Genomic DNA, 21,762 nt, shown 5'->3' with positions numbered 1-21,762 from the left:
TCGCACATAACACATATGAGCCTTCGGACGTCAAGCGGTAAAGCGGATCCTATCGGCCGCGTTAGCGGTCGACTGAAAGTCGATTAACAAGCGCGTTCTCTTCGTTAGTCAGAGTAGCCGTTCAAGTCATGCTTGCGGCAAACACATATTGAGGATCTCTTACGCAGTCTCAACTGCTGCCTGTTTAGTTGCCTTCCATTGCGGTGAAACAGGGTCGCTAGACATTTATCGGTTAACCCACAGTTGGCGCTATTCAAAGAGTGATGGTTACGAAATTCGTACCAGTTAGTTTCAGGCTCATTGCGGGTGCAAACGGTCTTGTTAATCGTATTAATGCACGCCAGTGAAAGGGCTAATCAAAGCATCGTGCTCAGGCGTATCGGTACATGTGTCAACGGTAAGGTAGTGACCTTAGACCTCGGTTTAATGACGGCGATTCGTACTCGACCATATCGGCACAGTTAGGCGATGAGCCTCTTTCACTGCGTGGCTAACGCTTCATAAATTGTTCTTCATTGAATAGCGTTTTGTTCCTTAACATGAAGTAAACGCAACGGCCAAGCTTATGAGCGAGCACTGATAAGGCTTTCGATTTTGGCATTCTGCGTTGAAGTTTGGTTAAGTAGCGCTGGGCATTATCATTATCGCGAAGATAAAGCACGGAGGCTTCTGAGAACGCCCACTTGAGATGACCATTCCCGATTTTGGCACCGGAAGTACCGTAGATTTTTCCTGCTGATTCCGCTTTGCATTTGACCAGACGAGAGTATGAAGCAAACTTTTGAACTGTTTCAAAGCGCTGGATATCACCGATTTCATAGAGAATGGTGAGGGCAAGTATTTTCCCGATCCCTTTGATGGATTTGAGTAGATGGTATTCTCGATAGAAGTGTTTGATGGCATGGTTCTCCACCTGTTTTTCTATTTGTCTAAGCTCTCTATCGTAATGTTCAACTAAGTTTAAATCGAGATTAATATTGGCTTGGACATACTTATCTTCAAAGGTTTCTCGAAGGGCATCTCGTGCATGAGCATAGCGAAGGTTTGCACCATGAGCGGGTAAGTTATATTGACTTAATGTATTACTGACATGGGCTTTGAGCATCGCGCCATGACGAATAATTTTCGTTCGCCGACGTAATAAGTCGCGTGTAGCACGCATTGATTTAGGATAATGATAGGCGACGGGGAACGTGCCACCGCGAAGTAGTTTGGCTATTTTAAAGGAATCAATTTTGTCGGTTTTAGCTTTACCGCCGTGAATAGCCTTCATGTACAAAGCGTGTCCGAGAATGAAGTCGACCGCATTGTCTTCACACCAGTCGGCGACCCAATACCAACAATGCATACATTCAACACCCACAATAATATTCCCGATATAAGGTTCAAGTATTCTCATTAGCTGGTCGGGAGAAGCTTTAATTTCTCGATGAATACAAATTTCGCCGTCATGATTGATGATGCAGACATATAAAGAACGGGCATGGAGATCTATACCGCAGTAATAAGGGTGGTTCTTCGTATAAAATTGCATATGAGTCTTCTCCGTATTATTGGTTTAGTCGCCTTCCAGCATACTCCTATGGGGCATGTTGTCGGAGAAGGCTCAATAAGTATCAAGGCCATCAAGTCGACCCTGGACTTCACCCGTTTTAGTGGACTCGCAAACTCAATTAGGAGATTGCTATGCCTGCGTACAAAACGGGGAAGAAAACACCGCAATATTCACTAGAATTTAAGTTGAAAGCGGTGCAATGGAGCTTCGAGACTCACCGAACCGTTAAATCGGTGGCTGAGGCTTTAGATATTCATCCATTCATGCTTTCGAAATGGAGAAAAGCATATAAGGGTGAGGTGATGCTAATGGTGAAGAGCAAGGATTTGACTAAGCCGAAAAAGCTAAAACAGAATGATGAACTTGAAAGCCTTAAACAACGAATAGCTGAGCTTGAAGAAGAAAATGACATCCTAAAAAAGTGGCAACGCTATCAAGCGGAACAAAGGCGGAAAGGTTCGGATTCATAAAGCGTTATAGCAAGCTGCATTCTGTTAAAAAGCTCTGCAAACACCTTAATGTTTCTCGTAGCGGTTACTATCAATGGTTACGCAGAAAACCGAGCGCAAGAGCATGTTCAGATGGTCGTTTACTTCATGATATTCGACGTATATTTGAACGCAGTCAGGGGCGTTATGGAAGCCCTAAAGTGTATCGTATTCTTAAGTCAGAAGGCTGGACGGTAAGCTGTAAGCGAGTGACGGGGTTGAAGGCTCGTGTTGATCGTGTTTACCGACGGATGAAAAAGAGTCGTGCTTTCTTTCGAGGATTAGAAAATCACCGCTTAAGTATCAGCAAAGCAACAGAGATTAACCAACAATGGTCAGGTGACGTCACCTACATAAAAGTGGGGCAGCGTTGGGGCTATTTAGCTGTGGTTATTGACTTGTACTCTCGTAAAATTATTGGTTGGGCAGTAGGCGAACGGTTAAATGCAGACTTAACTGTGTTGGCATTAAGTAAAGCAATTACGTCACGCAAGCCATCAAGAGGTTTACTGTTTCATACAGATCGAGGTCGTGAATATTGTGCTGATAGGGTACAAAAGTTACTGGTTAAGAATGGCATTAAACACAGTATGAATAGGCCAGGTCAATGCACAGATAATGCTGAAGTCGAGTCGTTCTTTAAGACGTTAAAAGGCGAACTCATAAAGAACACACCAATAAGAAACTTAACAGTTCTTACTGATAAATTGAGGAAGTACATCGACTACTTCTATAACAGAACACGGATACATAGCAGTGTTGGATATGTCTCTCCAATACAATTTGAAAAACAGTTAGTTTAGGTGATCGTGTGTCCACTAAATCGGGTGAACATCACCCTTGCCACGTGGCATTTTGGGTATGAATTGGCTTTTGTGAATACGTCGTAATGTTTGGGTTTCGGGGCGGGCAACTTCACAAGGGCGTTATAAGTAATCTAGTATCGAGGTTAAAATGATCACCGGTAGTTGTTTATGCGGTAATGTTAAATATGAAATATCAGGCAATATTGGCGGTATAGTTCATTGCCATTGTCAAACTTGCCGTAAAGCTCATGGCTCTGCATTTTCAAGTGTTGCTAGTGTCAAAGATATAGATTTTAAACTGGTAGATGATGTAACACTAGGTTGCTACGAATCATCTTCTGGTAAAAGTAGATATTTCTGTCCAATTTGCGCCACTCAAATATATGCTAAAAGAAGCGGTACTGAGCATATTATTTTACGTTTAGGTTCACTAGATGATGACCCTGAATCAAAAGAAGTAAATCATATTTGGGTTTCTCAAAAAGCGAGCTGGTATACACTGAATAGTAACTTACCCGAGCACCTTGAATTCGAGTGAACATCACGCGTTACACTCGGCAGTTTTGGTATGGAGTTTTGTGTGCTTTGTTGGTTCAGCGTGGCACACCTTATTGCGGAGGTTATGCCTCAGTGCTTTGCAGAGTTAGGGAAAGGAACCAGAACTAGCATTAATAGCCTGTTTAGGTTCACAGCTTTTGTTAACTATTTGATAGAGTTACACATCGATGTTTATGGAGGGTTCCTAATGGGAACTATAATTGGTTTTGTTATTTTAGCTGCTATAGATTGGTATCTTGTTCGTAAAACTGGGTTTCATATTCATCAATGGGTTTCTAGAAAGTACGAAGAGTATTTACAGGGCAAGGAAAACAATAAATAGTGATTGCTTAGTATACGAATTAAGAAGGCATAATAAGGCGCTTAATTTGACAGCTAATGCGTGGCATTTTCGGTTTGGTTGAGTATTGTGGTTGCGTTAGCTGCAACTTAGCTTAGCGTTATTTTCTAAGGGGAACTCATGAAGGTGCATAGGGCGACCTTAGTTGCGGTCGTATTCTCTGGGCTTCAAGCGTATCTGTCTTATTTGCTTCACAATGATTTGATAAAGATTGAGTTCCTTCAGTGGTTAATATCCGTATTTTATATTCCCCTATACACTGTCCTTCTTTTGTCTGGAAGAGCGCTGGAAGGCATGTTCGGGTTCAGCCTACTCAAAGGTGGTGTTACGTTTCCTTATCTAGCGGATGTTTTATGGGTACTAGGTGCTATGTTTTTGTATCCGTTTAATGCTTTGGTTTTAAAATGGGGGCGCCAATGGGGTCGGCGAACATAACAAATTGTTCAAGTGGACGCGAGACACACGGCGATTTTGGTTTGGAGTTAGGTGATCTTGGTTAGTTCGGTAATAGCGCCACTTAACAAAGCGTTATGTGTTCGAGGGGAAATCAGCAAAAGTTGTCGTAAAAGTCCAATCATTCGGGCTTATAAGTCGTCATAATCTTGCTCAACGATTAGTTCCTACATGTATTCGAGAAAGAAAATGATTAGACAATACACATCACAAGATATTGAAACTGTTCTAGATATTTGGCTTACAGCTTCAATCAAAGCTCATGACTTCGTTAAACCCGAGTTCTGGGAGTCACAATTATCCGCTATGCGTGATATCTATATCCCTGCCTCTAAAAGCTACGTATTTGAAGTTGATTCAAAGGTAGTTGGTTTCTACTCTTTATATGAAAATTTACTGGCTGCAATTTTCGTGTCACCAGAGTGGCAAGGAAAAGGAATTGGCAAACAGTTAATAGCACATGCGAAACAGCAAAGTTCAGAGCTAACTTTGAATGTCTATAAAGACAACGAAGCGACGTATAAATTTTACCTTGCGCAAGGCTTTAAGATAGATAATGAGCATGTTTGTGAGCATACTGGTTGTGCAGAGTACGCTATGAGTATGAACACATAACAAAGCCAGCAAGGTGATGCATTGTACTCGGCAGTTTTGGTTTGAAGTTCAGTGTGCTTTGCTGGTTCGGTGGGCACACCTTATTGCAGGCGTTAAGCGCTAATATTATTAAGTCGCATCACATATTTTATATGCTATTGATGTAATTGGTAATAAATTGTTTCATTTTGATTTGGTCGTTCGTATCATATGCGATTAATTGCATCTCATTTGTGAGTGTAGATAATCAAGGATGAATAATGAATAAATACCTAATAGGAACAATGTTAGTAAGTGCGCTTGTACTGTGAAATTATTTTTGGTCACTACCGTATCATTTACAGTTTGAGCCATGAAATTCGCGTACTAACGGTGCGTAATTGTCGTCAAATTTTGACTGAAGATGACGTCTAAAAACAGTGTTATAAAAAGGCAATCAAGGGTGATGCGTTACACTCGGCGGTTTTGGTATGAAGTTTGCAGTGCTTGGTGAGTTCATCACGGCGCACCTTATTGGCAGGCGTTAAATTACAAGGATAGTTTCGTGGAAATAAAAGAAGTAAGTACGACATCTGGTTTAGTTGACCAGTTACATCTACTGTTAATCGATAGTATTGATAGTGGAGCCTCTGTCGGGTTTTTAACTCCTGTTGACCTAGAGGAAGTGAAATCATATTGGGCATCCGTAGAATCAGATCTTGATTCGGGTGTGAGGAAGTTATTTCTGGCATATGAAGGCGAAAGTGTAATAGGCGCAGTTCAATTATCACTTTGTTCCAAACCTAATGGCTCGCATCGAGGTGAAGTTGAGAAACTCATGGTTCATACGGGTGCTCGAGGAAAAGGTGTGAGTAAACAATTAATGTCACTAATGGAAAGTGTGGCAGCTGAAATTGGCTTGTCATTACTTGTACTCGATACACGTTTAGGAGATGTAGCTTCATCTTTATATCGCAAAATTGGGTACACTGAGGCGGGGCAAATTCCTCAGTTTGCACGCAGCTCTTCAGGTGAGCTAGAAGGCACAGTTTACTTCTTCAAAATATTGTAATTTAGCAAGGCGTTTAAGAGTGACCGTCAACGCTCGGCGATTTCGCTTCGCGAAGTCAACGCCTAGCACGTTGCGGCACCTTAACTTAGCGTTAGGGCTCACCACGTAAATTAGAATAGAGATGATTATAAATGTTGGAGCAATACTTTTTTCTACTGCCAATAGCTACCCTGTTACTCTTTGGCGCGATGACGCCAGGTCCATCATTTATCTTGGTTGCGCAAACAGCTATGTCAAAATCTAGAACTGAAGCTATGTGTATTTCTATAGGCTTGGGTTTGGGGGCAAGTACATTCGCATTTATTGCCTCAATGGGGCTCATTGCACTTTTTGAGGCGGTGCCTGAGTTTTACGTGGCTTTCAAAGTTCTTGGAGGTCTATATTTATGCTATCTAGGGTTGAAAATGTGGCGCGCGAGCAACAGCAAAGTTGCTTCTGCTGACGCAGAACTACCTAGCAAACCAGCTCATTTTAAGGCTGTGGTTCTTGGATTGGCGACTCAGTTAAGTAATCCAAAGACTGCAATTGTATTTAGCAGTGTGTTTGCAGCCATGTTACCCGTTAAAGTTCCTGTTCATACAACATCAATATTAGTTATTGGCGTGTTTGCCTTAAATTTTTCATGGTACTTCATAGTTTCTATTTTGCTATCAAGCCCAAAGGCGCAAGCCAGTTATTTACGATTTAAGTCAAACATCAACAAAGGTTCAGGCTTAATAATGGGGTCAATGGGTAGCAAGTTTGTAGCTGAGAGTCTCAAGCCCTAACAAACTTTTTAAGAGTGATTCGCAACGCGTGGCATTTTTACTATGCGTTGGTTTAGCGTTTAAGGCTGTATGCGGGGGCATCGACACCCCCCGGTTGTCAACAACAGCGTCAGGTAATGAAAGGTTTGGGACTTCCGCTTTACATTCGGTCTGTTTACTGGCTTGGTTGCCATGACCCTGATGACCCTGATGACCCTGATGACGCTACGCGGTTGCGGTTCCTCATTCGTTAGAAGGCATCTACAGTGCTCGTCGCATTATCAGGTTTTCCCACAAAAGGTCTGAACCTTACATCATCATTGGCTATTGCAATGACCCGGTGAAGCTATTTATTCCTTTAGAAAATGGTTTGGCTTTTATATTGTTTGGTGCTCAGTGTCGTTATTCAATAACGACCAGATAATTATTGCGTTCTTGGGTGCAAGGGCAACAATGGCCGGCTTGAAGCCTCGTCGTTCGACTAGACTTTTGCACCATCGGCTAAGCCGATCGGTTTTATTGCCAATGGCTGAGGTAACGGCTCTCGCACCATGAACCAATAATGTTCGGAGGTATTTATCGCCTTTTTTTGTTATCCGGCCAAGCCTTGGTTTCCCGCCCGTTGAATATTGATAGGGGACTAGTCCGAGCCAAGCGGCAAAATCACGACCTTTATCGAACTGCTCGCTTTTACCAATACTGGCTATAACGGCAGTAGCGGTAATAGGACCGATACCCGCAACGTTCATGATTCTTTGTGCATTATGGCTACGAGAAACGAGCATATTGAAGCAGTGTTCATCATCTTCAAGTGCATCTGGAATGGCCGTTTGTAAGGCATGTCGGCCTTTGGGGGCGATGATGCCAAATTCAGCCAGCATGGCACGGATTTGATTAAGTAGTGCAGTGCGCTCGTGAACCCAATTATCACGCGCCCGATGTAGGAAAAGGATTGCTTGCTGCTCTGGTGATTTGATCTTAACGAAGCGCGTTGAAGGGCGAGTGACAGCCACATAAATAGCTACGGCATCGTTGAGATCATTCTTGGCACCCGTCCTGAAAGGTGCCACATATTTCGATGCCATTATCTTTGGAGTATGACCGAATTTTACTAATTCACGAGCCCAGTAATGGGAAGCAGCACAGGCTTCCATTCCGACGATAGCAGGTGGGATGTTGGTAAACATGACAAGGACTTTTGAGCGAGTTATTGTTTTGTGTATCAGTACCTTGCCTTGTTCATCTTCGCAGTGGATTCTGAAAGAATGTTTGGCTAAATCAATGCCATAAATTGATTGTGACATGGTGGCCTCCAAGGAGTTTGTTCGGCAGACCTTACCAAGTGTGGCAGAGCCTGATGAGGGGGAGTCCATGTCATTCGTTAGCTTTCTATCGGTGAGTTATAATGAAATATGCGGAAAAATATACAAAACGTGAAAAAATAATCCGTATTTCGGTCTTTGGTGGTATAGCGTTTGTTTGTGTTCTTCTGGCTGAGTTCTGGTTTTTTCCTCTGCTCGGTGATATAGCAAGAAACCCTTACTGCTTTCAGGTGGCAGGGCATTATGTAGTTGACTACATTTGGCACTTCTTAATGGTAGGTATCCCGTTTTCTATATTTTTACTTCTTGCAATCACAATACTTCCAATAGGTGTGCGGGGGTTAAAAAGCGGTCAGTTTCCGCCAAAGGGAATGAAAGTGTTTAAGCTAACTCAAATTAAGACAGGAACTGTCGCACGAGCGAAATCTTTTGCTCTCATTTTGTTACCAGTATTAGTGTTTGCTTCTAGTGTGTGGGGTTATATGAAAGTACAGTCGATGCCTGAAGTGGAAAGGAAGCAACCAGTGGTAATTGAATGCGAAAGCTAACAAATTTTCAAGCCTCGCCGTTAAACCAAGTTTTTACACAATAGCCTGAGACGGTCGGTTTTATTGCCGGTGGCTGAGCAAGATGAATTTGCAACGCGTGGCATTTTTACAGGGCGTTGGGTTTAGTGTCATTGCCGCGGGGTATTCAGTGGTTTCAATGTGGTCGCATTGCAGTGAAAGTTGTTCCGTGACTTTGTGTTGTATTCCTTAATACAAATGCCAATGTACTTGGTTAAAATAGCATTGTCCCTCTCAAATTCATGAATCCATACTGTTGAATTATGTGTTGGTTCGTTATGATTTTTGTGTTCCTAAGTTACTGAAACGACATTGTAAAATTAGCTTTTACTTGGCGGTGGCGTTATGGTGATTGTAGTTACGGTGTAACGTTTTGGGTTGGTGGCAGCAACTTCACAAGGGCGTAAGGGCACAATCCTACATTTTTAAAATCATAGACATGGAGGTCTGAATTGGAATATTTACTAGAATATCAAACGTCTATTATCGTCATCGGGTTAGTTGGGTTATTGATGTTGATTCAATTAGTTATTGCTGATGTTGTCGCAATAAAGGAAAAACATGTTCCCGGGTATCCCATTGAATCAAATCATAACAATTTTCACTTTCGGGCCTCTCGAGCACATTTAAATACAAATGAGAGTGTGGCGATATTTGTTCTTTTCCTGTGCTTTTCGTTCTTATCATCAGCTAGCTCAAACGTGGTAAATTATAGTTCGTTGGCCTATCTGATTTCTCGCCTGGGGCATATGATATTTTACTATTTTGATCTGAAGGTAGTTCGAAGTGTATCGTTTGGTATTAGCCTTTTAAGTCTCCTTACTTTATTTCTTGCTGGTTTGTTTAGTTGGTTTTAAGGGACGATTTTCAGTTGAGTTGCCCTGAAAAATATATTATTTTGACCCTAAATACGCGGTAGTTTTGTGTTTATGGCGATAAAATTCAAGCTGGTCTGCATAGTAGTAAACGTGTTACTCCAGCGTTATGTATTTAAAAGGTAAAAATGGACTTATCCTCAAATTTTAGAATGTTAGCGCTATATAATCAGCGCATGAATCAGCAGTTGTTGGCGGTGTGCGCTCAGCTATCTCCTGAACAAATACAGCAAGAAACGCATTCTTTCTTTCCTAATATAATGGCTTATTGGAATCACATATTGTTTGGTGATTTAATAATGCTTCAAAGGTTAATTGCTAATGAAGTAGTCGATATTGAATCCCTTGAATTAGATCAATTACCAGTAGCTAAATCTGTTAATGATAGTTTCGTTTCGACTGTTGAAGAGCTTCGGGAATTGAGGGCTCGTGTAGACAGTATTTATATTTCAATTACTCATGCAATTACCGCTGACATTTGTTGTCAATTAGTTAGGTATACAACAACTGAAGGGCATGTTATTGAACGAAACGTGGGTGAGTTTTGTCAGCATATCTTTAATCATCAAACTCATCATCGAGGTCAACTGACGTGTATCTTAAGTCAATTTGGTTTGAATTTTGGTTGTACAGACTTGCCAGTAATTGTGCCAGAGGGTGGCCGTACATAACAAACTGAGTAAGTTGCCCCTTAACACGCAGTTTTTAGCGTGAATTAGCTTTTGTAGTTACAAATCACCCCAAGCATCAAAGTGATGTGTTGTTTAAAACAGGATTTCTTATATCTGGTGATACTAACGAAGGTAACTGGGGAAAACGAGCCAACGGCGAACTAGTCCTCTTTGACCGGGAGCGGCCTGGTATAGAGTTTGGTGTGCTTGGTAAGGTTCAACGTTTTGTTTTCGGAGGTGAAGTGGGAAATCCTAGAATTCTAAAGGCGCAAGTGGTAGATGTTAATTGCGGTGAAAATGTCACGATTATCGAGCCTGCAAATGTATATGGTTGCGAATTAGGCGACAATGTTTTCATTGGCCCATTTGTCGAGGTTCAAAAAAATTCGGTCATTGGTGCTAGAACAAAAGTTCAATCCCATACTTTCATTTGTGAGTACGTGAGTATTGGGCAAGACTGTTTTATTGGTCATGGTGTGATGTTTGCCAATGATTTATTTAAAGGTGGTAAGCCAGATCCTAATCCTGATAGTTGGGGGCGAACAGTTATTGCTGATGGTGTAACAGTAGGGTCAAACGCAACGGTGCTACCTGTTAATATATGTACAGGAGCCGTTATTGGCGCAGGCAGTGTGGTTACTAAGGATATTACAGAAAAAGGCATTTATGCGGGTAACCCTGCGAGGTTACTCCGCCGTTTATAATAGGGAAACGGGCAACTGATAGCTGACGTTATATGTCTTGACGTCGTAAGACTTATCCTTATGATATCTTTTGCTTATAAATTCATCTACCATTTCTCAACCTATTTAAATAGAAAGGAAATCTTATGACAAGTCGAGTATATGTTTTAGCGCAATTTAAGCCCAAAGATGGTAAAGAAGCTGAGCTCTTTGAGGTGCTTAAAGCTCTCGAACCTGATGCAAATCGTGAACAAGGTTGTATCCAATATATGCTAACGCGGCAAGTCGACCATCCGAGTGCGACAAGAAATGAGTATCCTATTGTATTTAACGAAATTTGGGAAAGTGCTGAAGACTGGTCGGCACATGGTCGCAGAAAACAAATTCAGCACTTTTTTGAAACTCAAGTACAGGCGGAAACAGGTCTGGTTGAAGATGTTGTTGTAACAGCTTATTCCGATGAGGGTCACGACTACGATGCTCCAGTTTATGAGTAAAATCGTGTTTAAAGTGTCCAGTATATTAGTATAAAGCTTCGTATGCGTTGAATGGCCATACTTACTATGTTGATTTTTCAGCAATTCGTGTGGCGTTTGAACATCGTATATCATACTTTTACTCTTTTCTTTGTAGGGGGGAGTGATTGCGGTGTTGGAACAAGAGTTAATCGCTAAGAACGACAGGACTAAAGTGAAACTTATTGCAGCTAAATCAAATAATTAACGTGAGCTCGCCCATTAAAACGATTTATTACGCCACCTCTTGAGCGTTAGGTTTATATTGTCTACAATGACGCACTTTATATTTACTGCAGAATACGAACATGACCGACGCTAAATCGCAACCAGCTTTACCAGATCGCCTTTCAGGTAACCCTCGCAGCCCACACCACGTGGCAGAATGCTTCGAGCACGACATTGGTATTAAACTTAATGGCAAAGAGCGTTTTGATGTTGAGGAATACTGCATTAGTGAAGGTTGGGTGAAAATCCCATCACCTAAAGCGTTAGACCGTCGTGGCCAGCCACTTCTGATCACGCTTAAAGGAACTGTTGAGGCTTTTTATAGCTAAGTCGCATTAACAATGCTGCTTACTATCATTGCCAAAAGAGCCTAGAGAAATTTAGGCTCTATATTGATACCAAAGAAAATTTCCCCGCCATATACCGCTATACCCATTCTCAAGTGTCCGCTTCAATTATCACTAATGTCTAGCATATAACCAAAGTACTATACTTCAACTGGGTACCAGCTTTACCTAAGATGAGTTGAGGATAATAGTATGTCAGCAGAAGATAAGTTAAGTGGTTATGCCACTGGGTTTGGAAGTTTAGATGCTAATGTTATTGGTGATAATGTAACGGCTGAATATAAGCTTTTCGATAAAGATGGTGCTGTCTATCAAAAAGGGGATTTGCCTCAGTATATCTCTGAGCTCAAAAAATTGGGTGATAAAATGGAGATTTCTGATGTCATGGTTGATGGTGATAAAGCATGGTGTAAGTGGCAAATAGGTGAGATTGTAGGGGCTGGCTTAATTAGTTTTGGCGAAGAGGGTGTGAGCCAAGAACAATTATTTTATCTCTAGTGCTAATTCCTATAGCAAAGTGAGCGATAGGGGCTAAGTTATCTTCTGTACAGGCTTCTCGCCCTATCAACTACTTGGTGGACGACTATCTTTCATCAAAAAATCTAACTTCCTTTGAGCCCTTTTCGGGTTTTCTAAGTCAATTATTTCGATCATCTCACATTCATCTCTAATCATTTCATTGATGAGGCTAGGGTAATGACGGCAATCTTCTGGTCTATCTAAATATATGCTACATGTATATTTGGCTGGAGCGAGAGGGTCTAGGGCAGGGATAATTTCAAGGAAGGGGCACTTTTTTAGCTTTACACCTGTTTCAGGGTCGAACCATATTTCATTGTTTTTAACAAATTGGAAAATGTCGGGGCTATATGCCTCCCATAGGTCAATTTCTTCCTTTGTTGCTGCAAGATCACCACCACCGTATTTGATACAGCATTTACCACATTGATTGCAATCTTTCATCGTTAGTTAATCAACAGACTGGACATAGCCTTAGTGTATCATTGATAGCGCTCTAATTGAGTACGATGTGGTAGTTTGTTTGAGGACGTGGAGTGTAGAAAAAGTATGGTTTTAGTTAGGATTCGTCGTGAAGCGGGCAAAAAATAGCCCGAAACGACTCCTGTCTCGGGCTTAGGGGAATGGCTCGTGAGAGCCTTGCGCTAACTGGTTAGTAAATGGAGATCAATTACACTATCAATGTTAGTTCAAGCAATATAATTTGCCAGTTTTACCACTGAGAATGTCATTCAAGTCTGATACTTAACAAAATTATTCAATCGCGAGTGCGATTCTGTGGCAGTTAATTGCGGTATGAATTTACCTTGTGAATAAACTGCCGTTACTGTTAGATATCGAATAAATTTGTGTCTCTAACCAATTCACGCGGTAAGCCATTTTTGATACGATTGCTCACCCACTTGCCAATGCCAATTGGATAATCACGATAAGTGACAATGACTTCACCTTTACCTGACAGGTTTTCAGGACGAATATCACGTCCCATAAACCATTCTTTAGCTTGCTCAGGCGTTAAGTCAATCGCTGTACGTTCATTGCCTTTAGCAAGCGTCATTATAGCTTCATGCTGCCAGCGATAACCTTTTTTATGCTGTTCTGCGAGTTTTATACCAATTCGTTGGAAGCGGATTTCGGTAATAAGATCACGAAGTTGTGAAGGGAAAAGCCAAACTTCTTTATCTCGAAGCCAAATATCACTGCCTTCTGGTATGGTGAGATCGAGATCTTGGTGGATGCTGTGAACTACAGCGTCATGATCTTTTTCACTTGCGCGGTTGAATGGGAATTTACCTTTGCGCTTCTTAACTTCAGGTGATTCTACCGATGAAAGCTTACGAATACGAGCAACAAAGAAACCTTCGCTATTAAAAATTTGCGGGTAAACATGCAAAAAGCCTTCTTCCGTTAATGCTTGGTCTGCACCATCAAAAAGATCACTGAGTGATTCAAATTCAACGGCATCACCAAATGTTTCTTTTAGGTGTTGGCAAACGCGCTGGTTTTCACTGAGGTTTAATGTACAGGTTGAGTACACCATGACTCCACCGGGCTTTAGTGCTTGAAAACCGCTAATGATTAAATTACGTTGGACTGCTGCAATCTCTTCAACGGATTGTAAGCTCCAGTTTTGCATTGCATCATCGTCTTTACGAATAGCACCTTCACCAGAACATGGCGCATCCAGTAAAATGGAGTCGAAAGACTCTGGCGCCCAGCTACCAAACACACAGCCATCAAAGTGGGTTAGAGCGGCATTATAAATACCGCAACGCTGTAGGTTTGAGTGCAAAACTTTAATACGGCTTGCTGCTAGTTCGTTGGCAACAAGTGCCCCTCGATTTTGCATTGCACTGGCTATTTGCGTGGTTTTTGAACCTGGCGCTGACGCCATATCCAATACACAATCAAGCGCATCGTTGTTTTTAAGTAATGCCGTCACAGGCATCATAGAGCTGGCTTCTTGAATATAGAAAAGCCCAGCCATATGCTCTGCCGTATTTCCTAGCGAAACACTGCCTTCATCATCCCGAGTTAACCAAAACCCAGCCTCACACCAAGGTACAGGCGAAAGATGCCAGCCTTTATCCGCCACTCTCACAAGAAAATCGTCAACGCTGATTTTCAGTGTGTTGACACGAATACTGCGGCGAAGAGGGGTTTTACAGATCGCAATAAATTCATCCATGCTGAGGTGTTCAGGCATTATTTGACGAATTTGTTCAATGAAAGCGTCTGGAATATGGATATTAGGATGCAAAGGAAAATCTCGGTTATCTAGCTGAGGGGCGGGAGTTTATCATTTGTCGTGGTATAGGTAAAAAGAAAGGAGCTTAAGTGCTCCTTTCAATCAGTGACTAATAATTGGGTATCAATACCTTATTGGATATGAGGTTAGTCTTTTGGAATTGCAGTACGCCATGTTTTCCATTCTGGTTGTGCCGAGTCATATAAGAAGTAATTTTCTTTGCTTTGGGCTTTTGGCGATAATGGCTGATTTTCTGGTGTAGCGAATGCGATGCCACCACGGAGCATGCTATCTACCGTTCCTGTTTGAACAGAGGCACCGGTTAAGCCAATAGTGACATCAAGGCCAGAGACATTCCAAAATACGGAGTCGGTTCGAACAAGGTGCTGGTATTCATGATCAATTTGAGCCTCAATAATCACACGATCAGCCAGTTCACCAAGGCTAACGTTTACCACTTGGCCAACTTGAATGTCACGATAGAGTAATGGTGTTCCTTCTGAAATTGAATTGCGGTTTTCACTCTCTAGTATAACGTTTAAGCCTGAGTTGATTACCGCTGCAGTACCTAAATCAAAAGTTTGAGAATAATGACCAGCTTGACCGGGAGTGACGGCGATATAGCTGCCTAAAATGGTATCGAGATCTTTTGCACCGGATAGGCTTATTTTTGGTGATACAACCCAGAAGTAGCTATCGGATTTAGCAAGAGCATCCGCATATTCAGGAAATAAACGCGCTTTTATGATGACATCGCTGGTTTCAAAGTTCGGTGTTGTATTTACCACCTTACCGACATTAACGCCTTGGTAGCGAATGTCTGCACCGATAGAAATAGCTTTGGCATTGTTTGCTTTAAAAGAAATGAGTAATCCAAAATCTTTGGCATCTTTAAAGCTTGGGTATAGTTTATAGCGGTTTCCTGCGCGGTTTGTTACATCTGGCATTTCATCAAATGCAATACCACCTTTGATCAGCGTGCTAATAGGGTCGGCTTTCACTTTCACACCACTTAAATTGGCTTCCACTTCAACGCCAGATCGGTTCCAAAATACAGTGTCTGATTTAATAAGGTGGCGGTATTTACGATCAATCTTGAGTGTAATTGTGACGCCGTCACTTGTTAGGGCGTAATTTTTAACTTCACCCACTTGAAGGTTTCGGTAGAGTATTGGACTCCCTTCAGATATTGGTGGTAGCTCATCGGCAAAGAGCTGCACGGCTGAGTATCCCGTTGCTTCCTCTGCTGCTAAGTTTGCTAGCTTATGGTTTTGGTAAAGAGGATAATTTTGTAATATTTTGCTGCTTCCTGTACTTGTGAAGCTGATGTTTTGGCTGATCAGTTGATCTGCCGGCGGCACAGTAACATCTAACCCTTGGCTACTGAGGTTAGCGGTGATACCACCATCAATATAAAACCGGCTGCTTGAGCGAACGAGGTTGGTATATTCAGGACGCACGATCACATCAAAGCGAACGTTGTTTTTATCAAGGCTAACACGTTTTACTCGGCCCACTTCAATGCCGCGGTGTTTTAGCGTTGTGCCGCGTTTTATGCCATAGCTCTGTGCTGCATACAGAGAGAAGTTGGCGACACCGGGTTGCTGCTCTTGTAATTCATCGCGGTTGATCGCCGTAAACTGGCGTGTCGCTTCACCTTTTCCTGGAATGAGAGTTAGAAAATTACCGCGCAGTAAATTACCAATGTTTTTCACCCCGTTGAGTGACACTTCCGCTTCTTCTAATAACATTTTTGAACCGGATGTGAGCAGTTCACTCATACTCGGTTCGATGGCTGCGTGAGCGACAATTTTGTTACGCTTTTCATCTAGGCGAAGATCGGAAATTTGACCTATTTCTAAGCCACGGTAAATAATCGGTGCACCCGTGGTATTGATGTTGTTTTCTTCAGGTAAGTCAATGGTGATGGCAATACCGCGTCCAGCAGTATTAATATCTGGGTATAACCGGAACAAATGATCGGGTTCAATTGCTAACCCTTCATCCGGCGAATCAAAGGCAATAGCACCACTAATCAATGCTGACAAGCTTTCAAATTGCACATCGACACCGTTAAATCCAATATTGGCACTCATGCCACTAACGTTCCAAAAGCGACTTTTATTCGTCACCAACTCGCTATATTGGGGCTTTATCAATAAGTCGATAACGACCCGTTTTCTATCGTGGCTAAGGGTGTAGTTAAAGACTTCACCAACAGGTATTTTTTTATACAGGACTTGAGAGCCAATATTGATAGAACCCAAGTGAGGAGCTCGTAGCTGTACACGAAGCCCTTCACCCAGAGGAATGTCAGCTGGTTGATTATCCAGTGCTGTAAACGAGTTGCTGGATTTGCCTTCCCCTGGTTGAAGAGCGATGTAATTGCCTGAAACAAGGGCGTCTAAGCCTGATATCCCAGTGATCGAAGCTTTAGGCTTTACTAACCAAAATTGCGTGCCTTCTTTTAGCGTCTGAACTGCTTCTGGGTAAATATCAGCTTCAACAAAGATACTTTGTAAATCACTTGAAAGATTAAGATCTCTTACAATACCGACTTCGAGGCCTTGATAGCGGATAGTGGTGCGTCCAGCGATTAATCCTGCTGCATCATTAAAATGAATTTTTATCCGTTCCCCAGCTTCATTAACCGCTTTAAATACAAGCCATCCTGCAAGCACTAAAGCAAGCAGGGGTAATATCCATAGTGGAGATATACCATTATCACGCTTAATGTTAACCGGTTCTGGTTGTTGATTGTTAAGTCCGTTGTTCATAGTTGTCCCATATCAGACGAGAATCTAAGCTTTCGGCTGCAAGCATTGTTAATACGACGACGACACCAAAAGCAATAGCGCCGGGGCCGGGAGTGAAATCAAGAATTTGTTCGCGGTCTATTAGTGTCACCATGATAGAGATTACAAATAAATCCATCATTGACCATTTACCAATGACTTGAATGAAACGGTAGAGTTTCATTCGTTGAAGGTGATTAACTTGGCGTTTAAATTGAATGGTCAAAAGAATGAAGGCTAAACCAAGTATTTTGGCTACGGGAACGACAATACTGGCGACAAAAATGATTATGGCAATGCCATGCATGTCAGTTTGTATGAGCGTCGCTACGCCAGAAAAAATGGTGTCTTCCGCTCTTTTACCGTTATTCAGAAATATAGATATAGGGTAGAGGTTGGCTGGGAATATAAATACGGTCGCTGAAATAAGGTATGCCCATGTCTTTTGGACTGAATTTGGCATGCGTTTATGAAGGGGCGCATTACAGCGAATACAATTCGAATTTTCACCTTGCGACATGTGACAACCGTGGCAATGAACACTTAGCTCATTGTGTTTATGTTCTGTTTCTGGCTGCCAAGCTTCCCAGTAACGATTCAAGCTAATTCTAGAAAGAAGTAGAGCCATCAGTATTTGTAATAGGACTAAGGAATAAAGTCCTGGGCCCACATAAATATCGGCATATTCTTGAACCTTAAAGCAAGATATCGCCAAGCTAACAAGAAAAACGTCAAACATCGCCCAGTGCTTTAAATGTGTAATGATCCATAGCGAGCGCCTGAACAACGCAAATTTTTTGAATTTAAGTGCGAACTGGGCAGAAAGCACTGAGCCACAAACCAGAAACGGGGCAATGGAGCTACTAAATAAAATAAGAAGTGCAACAGCCGGAAATTCGGAGGCTAACGTTAATGTTCCCGACGGTAATGTTGCTGGGATCATCACGCCAAACAGGCGAATCGTGATCATTGGGGAAAAATGAGCCGGAATAAACAGAATTAAGCAGGCAAGGGCAATGGCAAACTCGCCGGTGAAACGCATTGTTCCACCACGATACAGCTTTGAGTTACAGCGTGGGCAGTAAGCACTTTGTCCTTGTTTTGCTACCTGAGGTAATAATGGCAGATCACAATCTGGACACAGTCTCGCTGTTGTCATGAAGCGTTAATCCTTTAAAAAATAACCAAGAACAAAGCCATTGATTTCATGCGTGTATGCTCTTGGTTAATCATCATTAATTCGAACTGAACACTATATTATTTTCCGTTGATTCTTGCTACTGATACTTCACTTTGAGCTTCATAAAGTGTCGGTTCCGCAGATTGCACAGACCCATATAGGGTTTGGTACAAACCAATTTCATTCACTAATTGATGATGAGTACCACTTTGGCTTACTTGGCCATCTTCAAGTACATAAATGATGTCAGCTTGTTTAACCGCAGATAAACGGTGCGCCACAATGAGTGTCGTTCGGTCTTTCAGAAATTGGTTTAAAGCATGGTGAAGTGCGGCTTCTGTTGCAGTGTCTAGCGCCGATGTTGCTTCATCAAGAATAACAAATTCAGGATTGGCTAAAACCATACGGGCAATGGCAAGGCGCTGACGCTGTCCACCTGAAAGTTTAATACCCTGGCGGCCTATTTCAGTATCCAACCCTTCAGTTAGCCTTTGGGTTACATCGGTCATTTGGGCAATTTCTAAGGCGTGCCACAATTGTTCGTCAGTAAATTGGCCGCCTAATGTGAGGTTATGGCGCATTGTGTCGTTGAATAACACTGGGTGTTGTAATACAACGGCCATTTTATTGCGAAGGGCTTCGTAGCTGACACTTTCGATAGAGTGGCCATTGACAAGTATTTCACCTTGGCTCTTTTGATAGATACCAAGCAGTAGTTGTATTAACGTTGATTTACCACCCCCAGATGCTCCAACTAACGCGACGCGCTTTCCTGCTGGTATCGAGAGGGTTAGCCCATGCAGTACTTCTTTGTCTTCATCGTAAGAAAAGTGAATGTCATGAAGTTCGATATTAACAGCCTGTTCTTTGTTGAAAGGGTCAACCGTTTGAACTGGGCGTACTTCTTCTTCAATCTCAATCAAGCCATTTAGACGTTGCATAGCAGCAGATGCGCTATACCAGGCAAATTGAATACCCAATAATTCTTGTACAGGGCCAAGCATGAACCATAGGTAGCCAAATACAGCGAACATTTGTCCAATTGAAAGATCAGAGAAAAGCACCATAATCATCGCCATTGCACGGAAAAGCTCAAACCCGACCAAGAATAATAAAAATGAAATGCGTCCCGCTGCTTCTGACTGCCAAGCATATTTATCAGCATCATGGCGAATGTCATTGGCGTTTGACTTTAACTGAGTCAGAAATTCACGTTCACGGTTAGCCGCACGTAATTGGTATATACCGTCTAGCGTTTCAACTAAACGTTGTTGGAACTTCTCAAATGCTTGGTTTTCTTTTTTCTTAAGGGTTTTAACGCGATTTCCCATTAGTTTTGAAGCATAAACAACAATAGGGTTAACTAATAAGATAAACAAACCAAGTTGCCAATTTAACCAAAGCAAAATTGCGGCAGTCCCGATTACCGTCAATAGTCCAACGAGAAAGCGGCTTAGGGTATCGCCAACGAATTTGTCGATGGTTTCGACATCAGTAATCAGATGGGATGTAATACCGCCGCTACCTCGCTCTTCGTACTGGCGCATACTAATGCGACCCAGCTTATCGATAAGGTGTTGGCGCAATTGGTATGTAATATCTTTTGCTACCAAGGTGAATTGGCGACTTTGCAGAATGTTTAAGGCTTGTCCACCAATACGCATTAGGACAACAAATAAAAGCACCAATAGGATATAGGCCGTTGGTTGCTGTACTGAATCAGGAAGAAAATGGTTGAGAAAGTCGATACCACCTGCAGGTTTATCGAGCAGAATTTCATCAACCATTAAAGGCATAAGAAGAGGGATAGGCACACTCACGAGTGTTGCAAGGATCGCGATAATATTGGCGACGATTAACCGAGGACGATGATGTTTTGCTTGCTTTAGTAGCCAAGACCAGTTAATCATTTGGTTTGAATTGCCTTTCACAATGATAATGATTCCTATTATTGATAAAGTGCCATTCTAGCGGCTATAGAAGGAGTAAGCTATGGAAAATCGATCAGTTAATTACAATACACTCACCAAGCAAGCTGTTGCTTTGATTGACGGCGAGTCAGATCTTATTGCTAATATGTCTAATATTAGTGCGTTACTGGCAATGGAGTTAGAAGATATTAATTGGGTTGGATTCTATATTCTAAAAAACGACCAGTTGGTGCTTGGGCCATTTCAAGGAAAACCGGCATGCGTGCGCATTCCAGTGGGTCGAGGTGTATGTGGAACTGCAATAGCCGAAAATTGTGTGCAACGTATTGATGATGTTCATCAGTTTGAAGGGCATATTGCTTGTGATGCAGCCAGTAATTCAGAAATTGTCATTCCACTCACGGTGAAGGGTGAACTATATGGTGTGTTGGACATTGACAGCCCAAATCTATCAAGATTTAACCAAYTAGATGAAGATGGATTAGTTTCTTTGTTAGAAGAACTACAAAAAAGGCTCTAATTGCATGCTTTCGGTGGTTTTTCAGCGTTAGGTAACTATAATAGCGGAACAATTTCTTTTTAATTAAAGTACTAACGGCGAGAAAGACTCGCTTTTGTCAGGAAAGTCCATGGAAAACTCTGAAAAGCTAACGAACAGTAAAGAAGTCATTGCCTATATTGCTGAGCGTTTCCCTAGCTGTTTTACTGTTGAAGGTGAAGCGAAGCCACTTAAAATTGGTATCTTCCAAGATTTGGCAGAACGCCTAAACGAAGACCCAAAAGTAAGTAAAACTCAGTTGCGTACAGCTCTGCGTCAATATACTTCTTCCTGGCGTTACCTTCACGGTGTGAAAGCCGGTGCAAACCGTGTTGACCTTGATGGCAACGAGTGTGGTGTGTTAGAACAAGAACACGTTGATCACGCGAAAAATGCCCTTGAAGAAAGCAAGGCAAAAGTTCGCGCTCGTCGCAAAGAGCAAGCAGAAGCTAAAGCGGCTGCAAGCAAAGATGGTGAAGCGAATACGAAAAAAATTCGTGCAAAATCAGCTAAACCAAAGAACACTAAGCCAAAAACGTCTAAGATAAATAAAAAGCCTGTTGAAACAACCCGTGCACTAACTGCTGACGAAGTCGTTGTTGGCAAAAACATTAGTGTTAACATGGGTACTGGCAACATGCCGGCAACTATTGTTGAAATTAATAAGGACGATGTGCGTGTTCGTCTATCAAATGGTCTAACCATGGTAGTTAAAGCGGAGCACCTGCGTTCATAAAGGAGAATGCTCGACGC

The 21,762-nt window shown here is 42.0% G+C and carries 22 protein-coding genes and 1 pseudogene; 16 read left to right on the top strand and 7 right to left on the bottom strand.

Features of this window, described 5'->3' with window-relative positions; genetic code table 11:
- Positions 1 to 490 precede the first annotated feature (490 nt).
- Positions 491 to 1,534: an IS110 family RNA-guided transposase gene (locus L4D78_RS23995; RefSeq protein WP_428469267.1), complete on the bottom strand. Its 1,044-nt coding sequence runs from the start codon at positions 1,532 to 1,534 to the stop codon at positions 491 to 493.
- Between the two features lie 152 nt (positions 1,535 to 1,686).
- On the opposite strand from L4D78_RS23995, the gene L4D78_RS23990 reads away from it, so the two are divergent.
- From L4D78_RS23990 to L4D78_RS23960, 7 genes and pseudogenes are all read left to right on the top strand, one after another.
- Positions 1,687 to 2,846, top strand: a protein-coding gene (locus L4D78_RS23990; protein WP_428469266.1) for an IS3 family transposase whose coding sequence is annotated in 2 segments (ribosomal slippage) — positions 1,687 to 1,977 and positions 1,980 to 2,846 — 1,158 coding nt in all. Because the reading frame shifts where the segments join, the coding sequence is not laid out codon by codon here.
- Positions 2,847 to 2,997: 151 nt separating this feature from the next.
- The gene (locus L4D78_RS23985) at positions 2,998 to 3,387 is read left to right on the top strand and encodes a GFA family protein (RefSeq protein ID WP_428469265.1); all 390 of its coding nucleotides are present in this window, start codon (positions 2,998 to 3,000) and stop codon (positions 3,385 to 3,387) included.
- Between the two features lie 207 nt (positions 3,388 to 3,594).
- Complete coding sequence (locus L4D78_RS23980; protein ID WP_428469264.1) at positions 3,595 to 3,729, top strand: hypothetical protein; 135 nt, start codon at positions 3,595 to 3,597, stop codon at positions 3,727 to 3,729.
- A gap of 660 nt (positions 3,730 to 4,389) precedes the next feature.
- Positions 4,390 to 4,815, top strand: coding sequence for an N-acetyltransferase (locus tag L4D78_RS23975; protein WP_428469263.1), 426 nt, complete (start codon positions 4,390 to 4,392; stop codon positions 4,813 to 4,815).
- Between the two features lie 282 nt (positions 4,816 to 5,097).
- Positions 5,098 to 5,208, top strand: a pseudogene (locus L4D78_RS23970) (type II toxin-antitoxin system RelE/ParE family toxin); the annotation flags it as partial.
- 130 nt (positions 5,209 to 5,338) lie between these two features.
- Complete coding sequence (locus L4D78_RS23965) at positions 5,339 to 5,845, top strand: GNAT family N-acetyltransferase (protein ID WP_428469262.1); 507 nt, start codon at positions 5,339 to 5,341, stop codon at positions 5,843 to 5,845.
- Between the two features lie 131 nt (positions 5,846 to 5,976).
- Entirely contained in the window at positions 5,977 to 6,612 is a 636-nt protein-coding gene (locus tag L4D78_RS23960; protein WP_428469261.1) for a LysE family translocator, read from the top strand.
- A 356-nt stretch (positions 6,613 to 6,968) separates the two neighbouring features.
- On the opposite strand, the gene L4D78_RS23955 is transcribed toward L4D78_RS23960, so the two are convergent.
- Positions 6,969 to 7,895, bottom strand: coding sequence for an IS110 family RNA-guided transposase (locus L4D78_RS23955; protein WP_428469260.1), 927 nt, complete (start codon positions 7,893 to 7,895; stop codon positions 6,969 to 6,971).
- Positions 7,896 to 7,996: 101 nt separating this feature from the next.
- On the opposite strand from L4D78_RS23955, the gene L4D78_RS23950 reads away from it, so the two are divergent.
- The 7 genes from L4D78_RS23950 (at position 7,997) to L4D78_RS23920 (ending at position 12,296) form a co-directional block, all read left to right on the top strand.
- Complete coding sequence (locus tag L4D78_RS23950; protein ID WP_428469259.1) at positions 7,997 to 8,461, top strand: hypothetical protein; 465 nt, start codon at positions 7,997 to 7,999, stop codon at positions 8,459 to 8,461.
- 470 nt (positions 8,462 to 8,931) lie between these two features.
- Positions 8,932 to 9,336: an MAPEG family protein gene (locus tag L4D78_RS23945; protein WP_428469258.1), complete on the top strand. Its 405-nt coding sequence runs from the start codon at positions 8,932 to 8,934 to the stop codon at positions 9,334 to 9,336.
- Between the two features lie 146 nt (positions 9,337 to 9,482).
- On the top strand, positions 9,483 to 10,025 hold the full coding sequence (locus L4D78_RS23940) for a DinB family protein (RefSeq protein WP_428469257.1): 543 nt from the start codon (positions 9,483 to 9,485) through the stop codon (positions 10,023 to 10,025).
- Between the two features lie 242 nt (positions 10,026 to 10,267).
- Complete coding sequence (locus L4D78_RS23935) at positions 10,268 to 10,729, top strand: acyltransferase (RefSeq protein WP_428469268.1); 462 nt, start codon at positions 10,268 to 10,270, stop codon at positions 10,727 to 10,729.
- A gap of 125 nt (positions 10,730 to 10,854) precedes the next feature.
- A complete protein-coding gene (locus L4D78_RS23930; protein WP_428469256.1) occupies positions 10,855 to 11,205 on the top strand; it encodes a putative quinol monooxygenase in 351 nt (116 codons plus the stop codon).
- Between the two features lie 326 nt (positions 11,206 to 11,531).
- Complete coding sequence (locus tag L4D78_RS23925; RefSeq protein ID WP_428460123.1) at positions 11,532 to 11,780, top strand: DUF3297 family protein; 249 nt, start codon at positions 11,532 to 11,534, stop codon at positions 11,778 to 11,780.
- A 210-nt stretch (positions 11,781 to 11,990) separates the two neighbouring features.
- Positions 11,991 to 12,296 carry a hypothetical protein gene (locus L4D78_RS23920; RefSeq protein ID WP_428469255.1) on the top strand — a complete coding sequence of 102 codons (306 nt, stop codon included), beginning with the start codon at positions 11,991 to 11,993 and terminating at the stop codon, positions 12,294 to 12,296.
- Positions 12,297 to 12,362: 66 nt separating this feature from the next.
- On the opposite strand, the gene L4D78_RS23915 is transcribed toward L4D78_RS23920, so the two are convergent.
- The 5 genes from L4D78_RS23915 to L4D78_RS23895 all read right to left on the bottom strand — a co-directional run bounded on the left by L4D78_RS23915 (position 12,363) and on the right by L4D78_RS23895 (position 20,450).
- Positions 12,363 to 12,761: a YkgJ family cysteine cluster protein gene (locus L4D78_RS23915; protein ID WP_428469254.1), complete on the bottom strand. Its 399-nt coding sequence runs from the start codon at positions 12,759 to 12,761 to the stop codon at positions 12,363 to 12,365.
- A 385-nt stretch (positions 12,762 to 13,146) separates the two neighbouring features.
- Positions 13,147 to 14,577 (bottom strand): 16S rRNA (cytosine(1407)-C(5))-methyltransferase RsmF, encoded by a 1,431-nt coding sequence (gene rsmF, locus L4D78_RS23910; protein WP_428469253.1) that lies wholly within the window; start codon positions 14,575 to 14,577, stop codon positions 13,147 to 13,149.
- Between the two features lie 134 nt (positions 14,578 to 14,711).
- Positions 14,712 to 17,342 carry an MlaD family protein gene (locus L4D78_RS23905; protein ID WP_428469252.1) on the bottom strand — a complete coding sequence of 877 codons (2,631 nt, stop codon included), beginning with the start codon at positions 17,340 to 17,342 and terminating at the stop codon, positions 14,712 to 14,714.
- A complete protein-coding gene (locus tag L4D78_RS23900; protein WP_428469251.1) occupies positions 17,326 to 18,519 on the bottom strand; it encodes a PqiA/YebS family transporter subunit in 1,194 nt (397 codons plus the stop codon). The genes L4D78_RS23905 and L4D78_RS23900 overlap by 17 nt, the downstream gene beginning before the upstream one ends.
- Positions 18,520 to 18,617: 98 nt before the next feature.
- Positions 18,618 to 20,450, bottom strand: a complete 1,833-nt coding sequence (locus L4D78_RS23895; protein ID WP_428469250.1) for an ABC transporter ATP-binding protein — start codon at positions 20,448 to 20,450, stop codon at positions 18,618 to 18,620.
- 82 nt (positions 20,451 to 20,532) lie between these two features.
- Between L4D78_RS23895 and L4D78_RS23890 the strand changes: the two genes are divergently transcribed.
- A complete protein-coding gene (locus L4D78_RS23890; RefSeq protein ID WP_428469249.1) occupies positions 20,533 to 20,991 on the top strand; it encodes a GAF domain-containing protein in 459 nt (152 codons plus the stop codon).
- Between the two features lie 109 nt (positions 20,992 to 21,100).
- Positions 21,101 to 21,745, top strand: coding sequence for an RNA chaperone ProQ (gene proQ, locus L4D78_RS23885; protein ID WP_428460131.1), 645 nt, complete (start codon positions 21,101 to 21,103; stop codon positions 21,743 to 21,745).
- Positions 21,746 to 21,762: the final 17 nt, after the last annotated feature.

It is taken from the genome of Photobacterium minamisatsumaniensis (assembly GCF_050336695.1).
Lineage (GTDB): Bacteria > Pseudomonadota > Gammaproteobacteria > Enterobacterales > Vibrionaceae > Photobacterium > Photobacterium minamisatsumaniensis.
The sequence above is the reverse complement of the archived record's forward strand: the minus strand, read 5'-3'. Positions and strand labels throughout refer to the sequence as shown.

Bases quoted from the DNA above. Each gene is read 5' to 3' on its own strand.
- L4D78_RS23930 (WP_428469256.1), top strand. From the start codon at position 10,855: ATGACAAGTCGAGTATATGTTTTAGCGCAATTTAAGCCCAAAGATGGT.
- proQ (WP_428460131.1), top strand. From the start codon at position 21,101: ATGGAAAACTCTGAAAAGCTAACGAACAGTAAAGAAGTCATTGCCTAT.
- L4D78_RS23995 (WP_428469267.1), bottom strand. From the start codon at position 1,534: ATGCAATTTTATACGAAGAACCACCCTTATTACTGCGGTATAGATCTC.
- L4D78_RS23940 (WP_428469257.1), top strand. From the start codon at position 9,483: ATGGACTTATCCTCAAATTTTAGAATGTTAGCGCTATATAATCAGCGC.
- L4D78_RS23920 (WP_428469255.1), top strand. From the start codon at position 11,991: ATGTCAGCAGAAGATAAGTTAAGTGGTTATGCCACTGGGTTTGGAAGT.
- L4D78_RS23980 (WP_428469264.1), top strand. From the start codon at position 3,595: ATGGGAACTATAATTGGTTTTGTTATTTTAGCTGCTATAGATTGGTAT.
- L4D78_RS23955 (WP_428469260.1), bottom strand. From the start codon at position 7,895: ATGTCACAATCAATTTATGGCATTGATTTAGCCAAACATTCTTTCAGA.
- L4D78_RS23960 (WP_428469261.1), top strand. From the start codon at position 5,977: ATGTTGGAGCAATACTTTTTTCTACTGCCAATAGCTACCCTGTTACTC.
- L4D78_RS23985 (WP_428469265.1), top strand. From the start codon at position 2,998: ATGATCACCGGTAGTTGTTTATGCGGTAATGTTAAATATGAAATATCA.
- L4D78_RS23900 (WP_428469251.1), bottom strand. From the start codon at position 18,519: ATGACAACAGCGAGACTGTGTCCAGATTGTGATCTGCCATTATTACCT.
- L4D78_RS23975 (WP_428469263.1), top strand. From the start codon at position 4,390: ATGATTAGACAATACACATCACAAGATATTGAAACTGTTCTAGATATT.
- L4D78_RS23895 (WP_428469250.1), bottom strand. From the start codon at position 20,450: ATGATTAACTGGTCTTGGCTACTAAAGCAAGCAAAACATCATCGTCCT.
- L4D78_RS23950 (WP_428469259.1), top strand. From the start codon at position 7,997: ATGAAATATGCGGAAAAATATACAAAACGTGAAAAAATAATCCGTATT.
- L4D78_RS23925 (WP_428460123.1), top strand. From the start codon at position 11,532: ATGACCGACGCTAAATCGCAACCAGCTTTACCAGATCGCCTTTCAGGT.
- L4D78_RS23905 (WP_428469252.1), bottom strand. From the start codon at position 17,342: ATGAACAACGGACTTAACAATCAACAACCAGAACCGGTTAACATTAAG.
- L4D78_RS23915 (WP_428469254.1), bottom strand. From the start codon at position 12,761: ATGAAAGATTGCAATCAATGTGGTAAATGCTGTATCAAATACGGTGGT.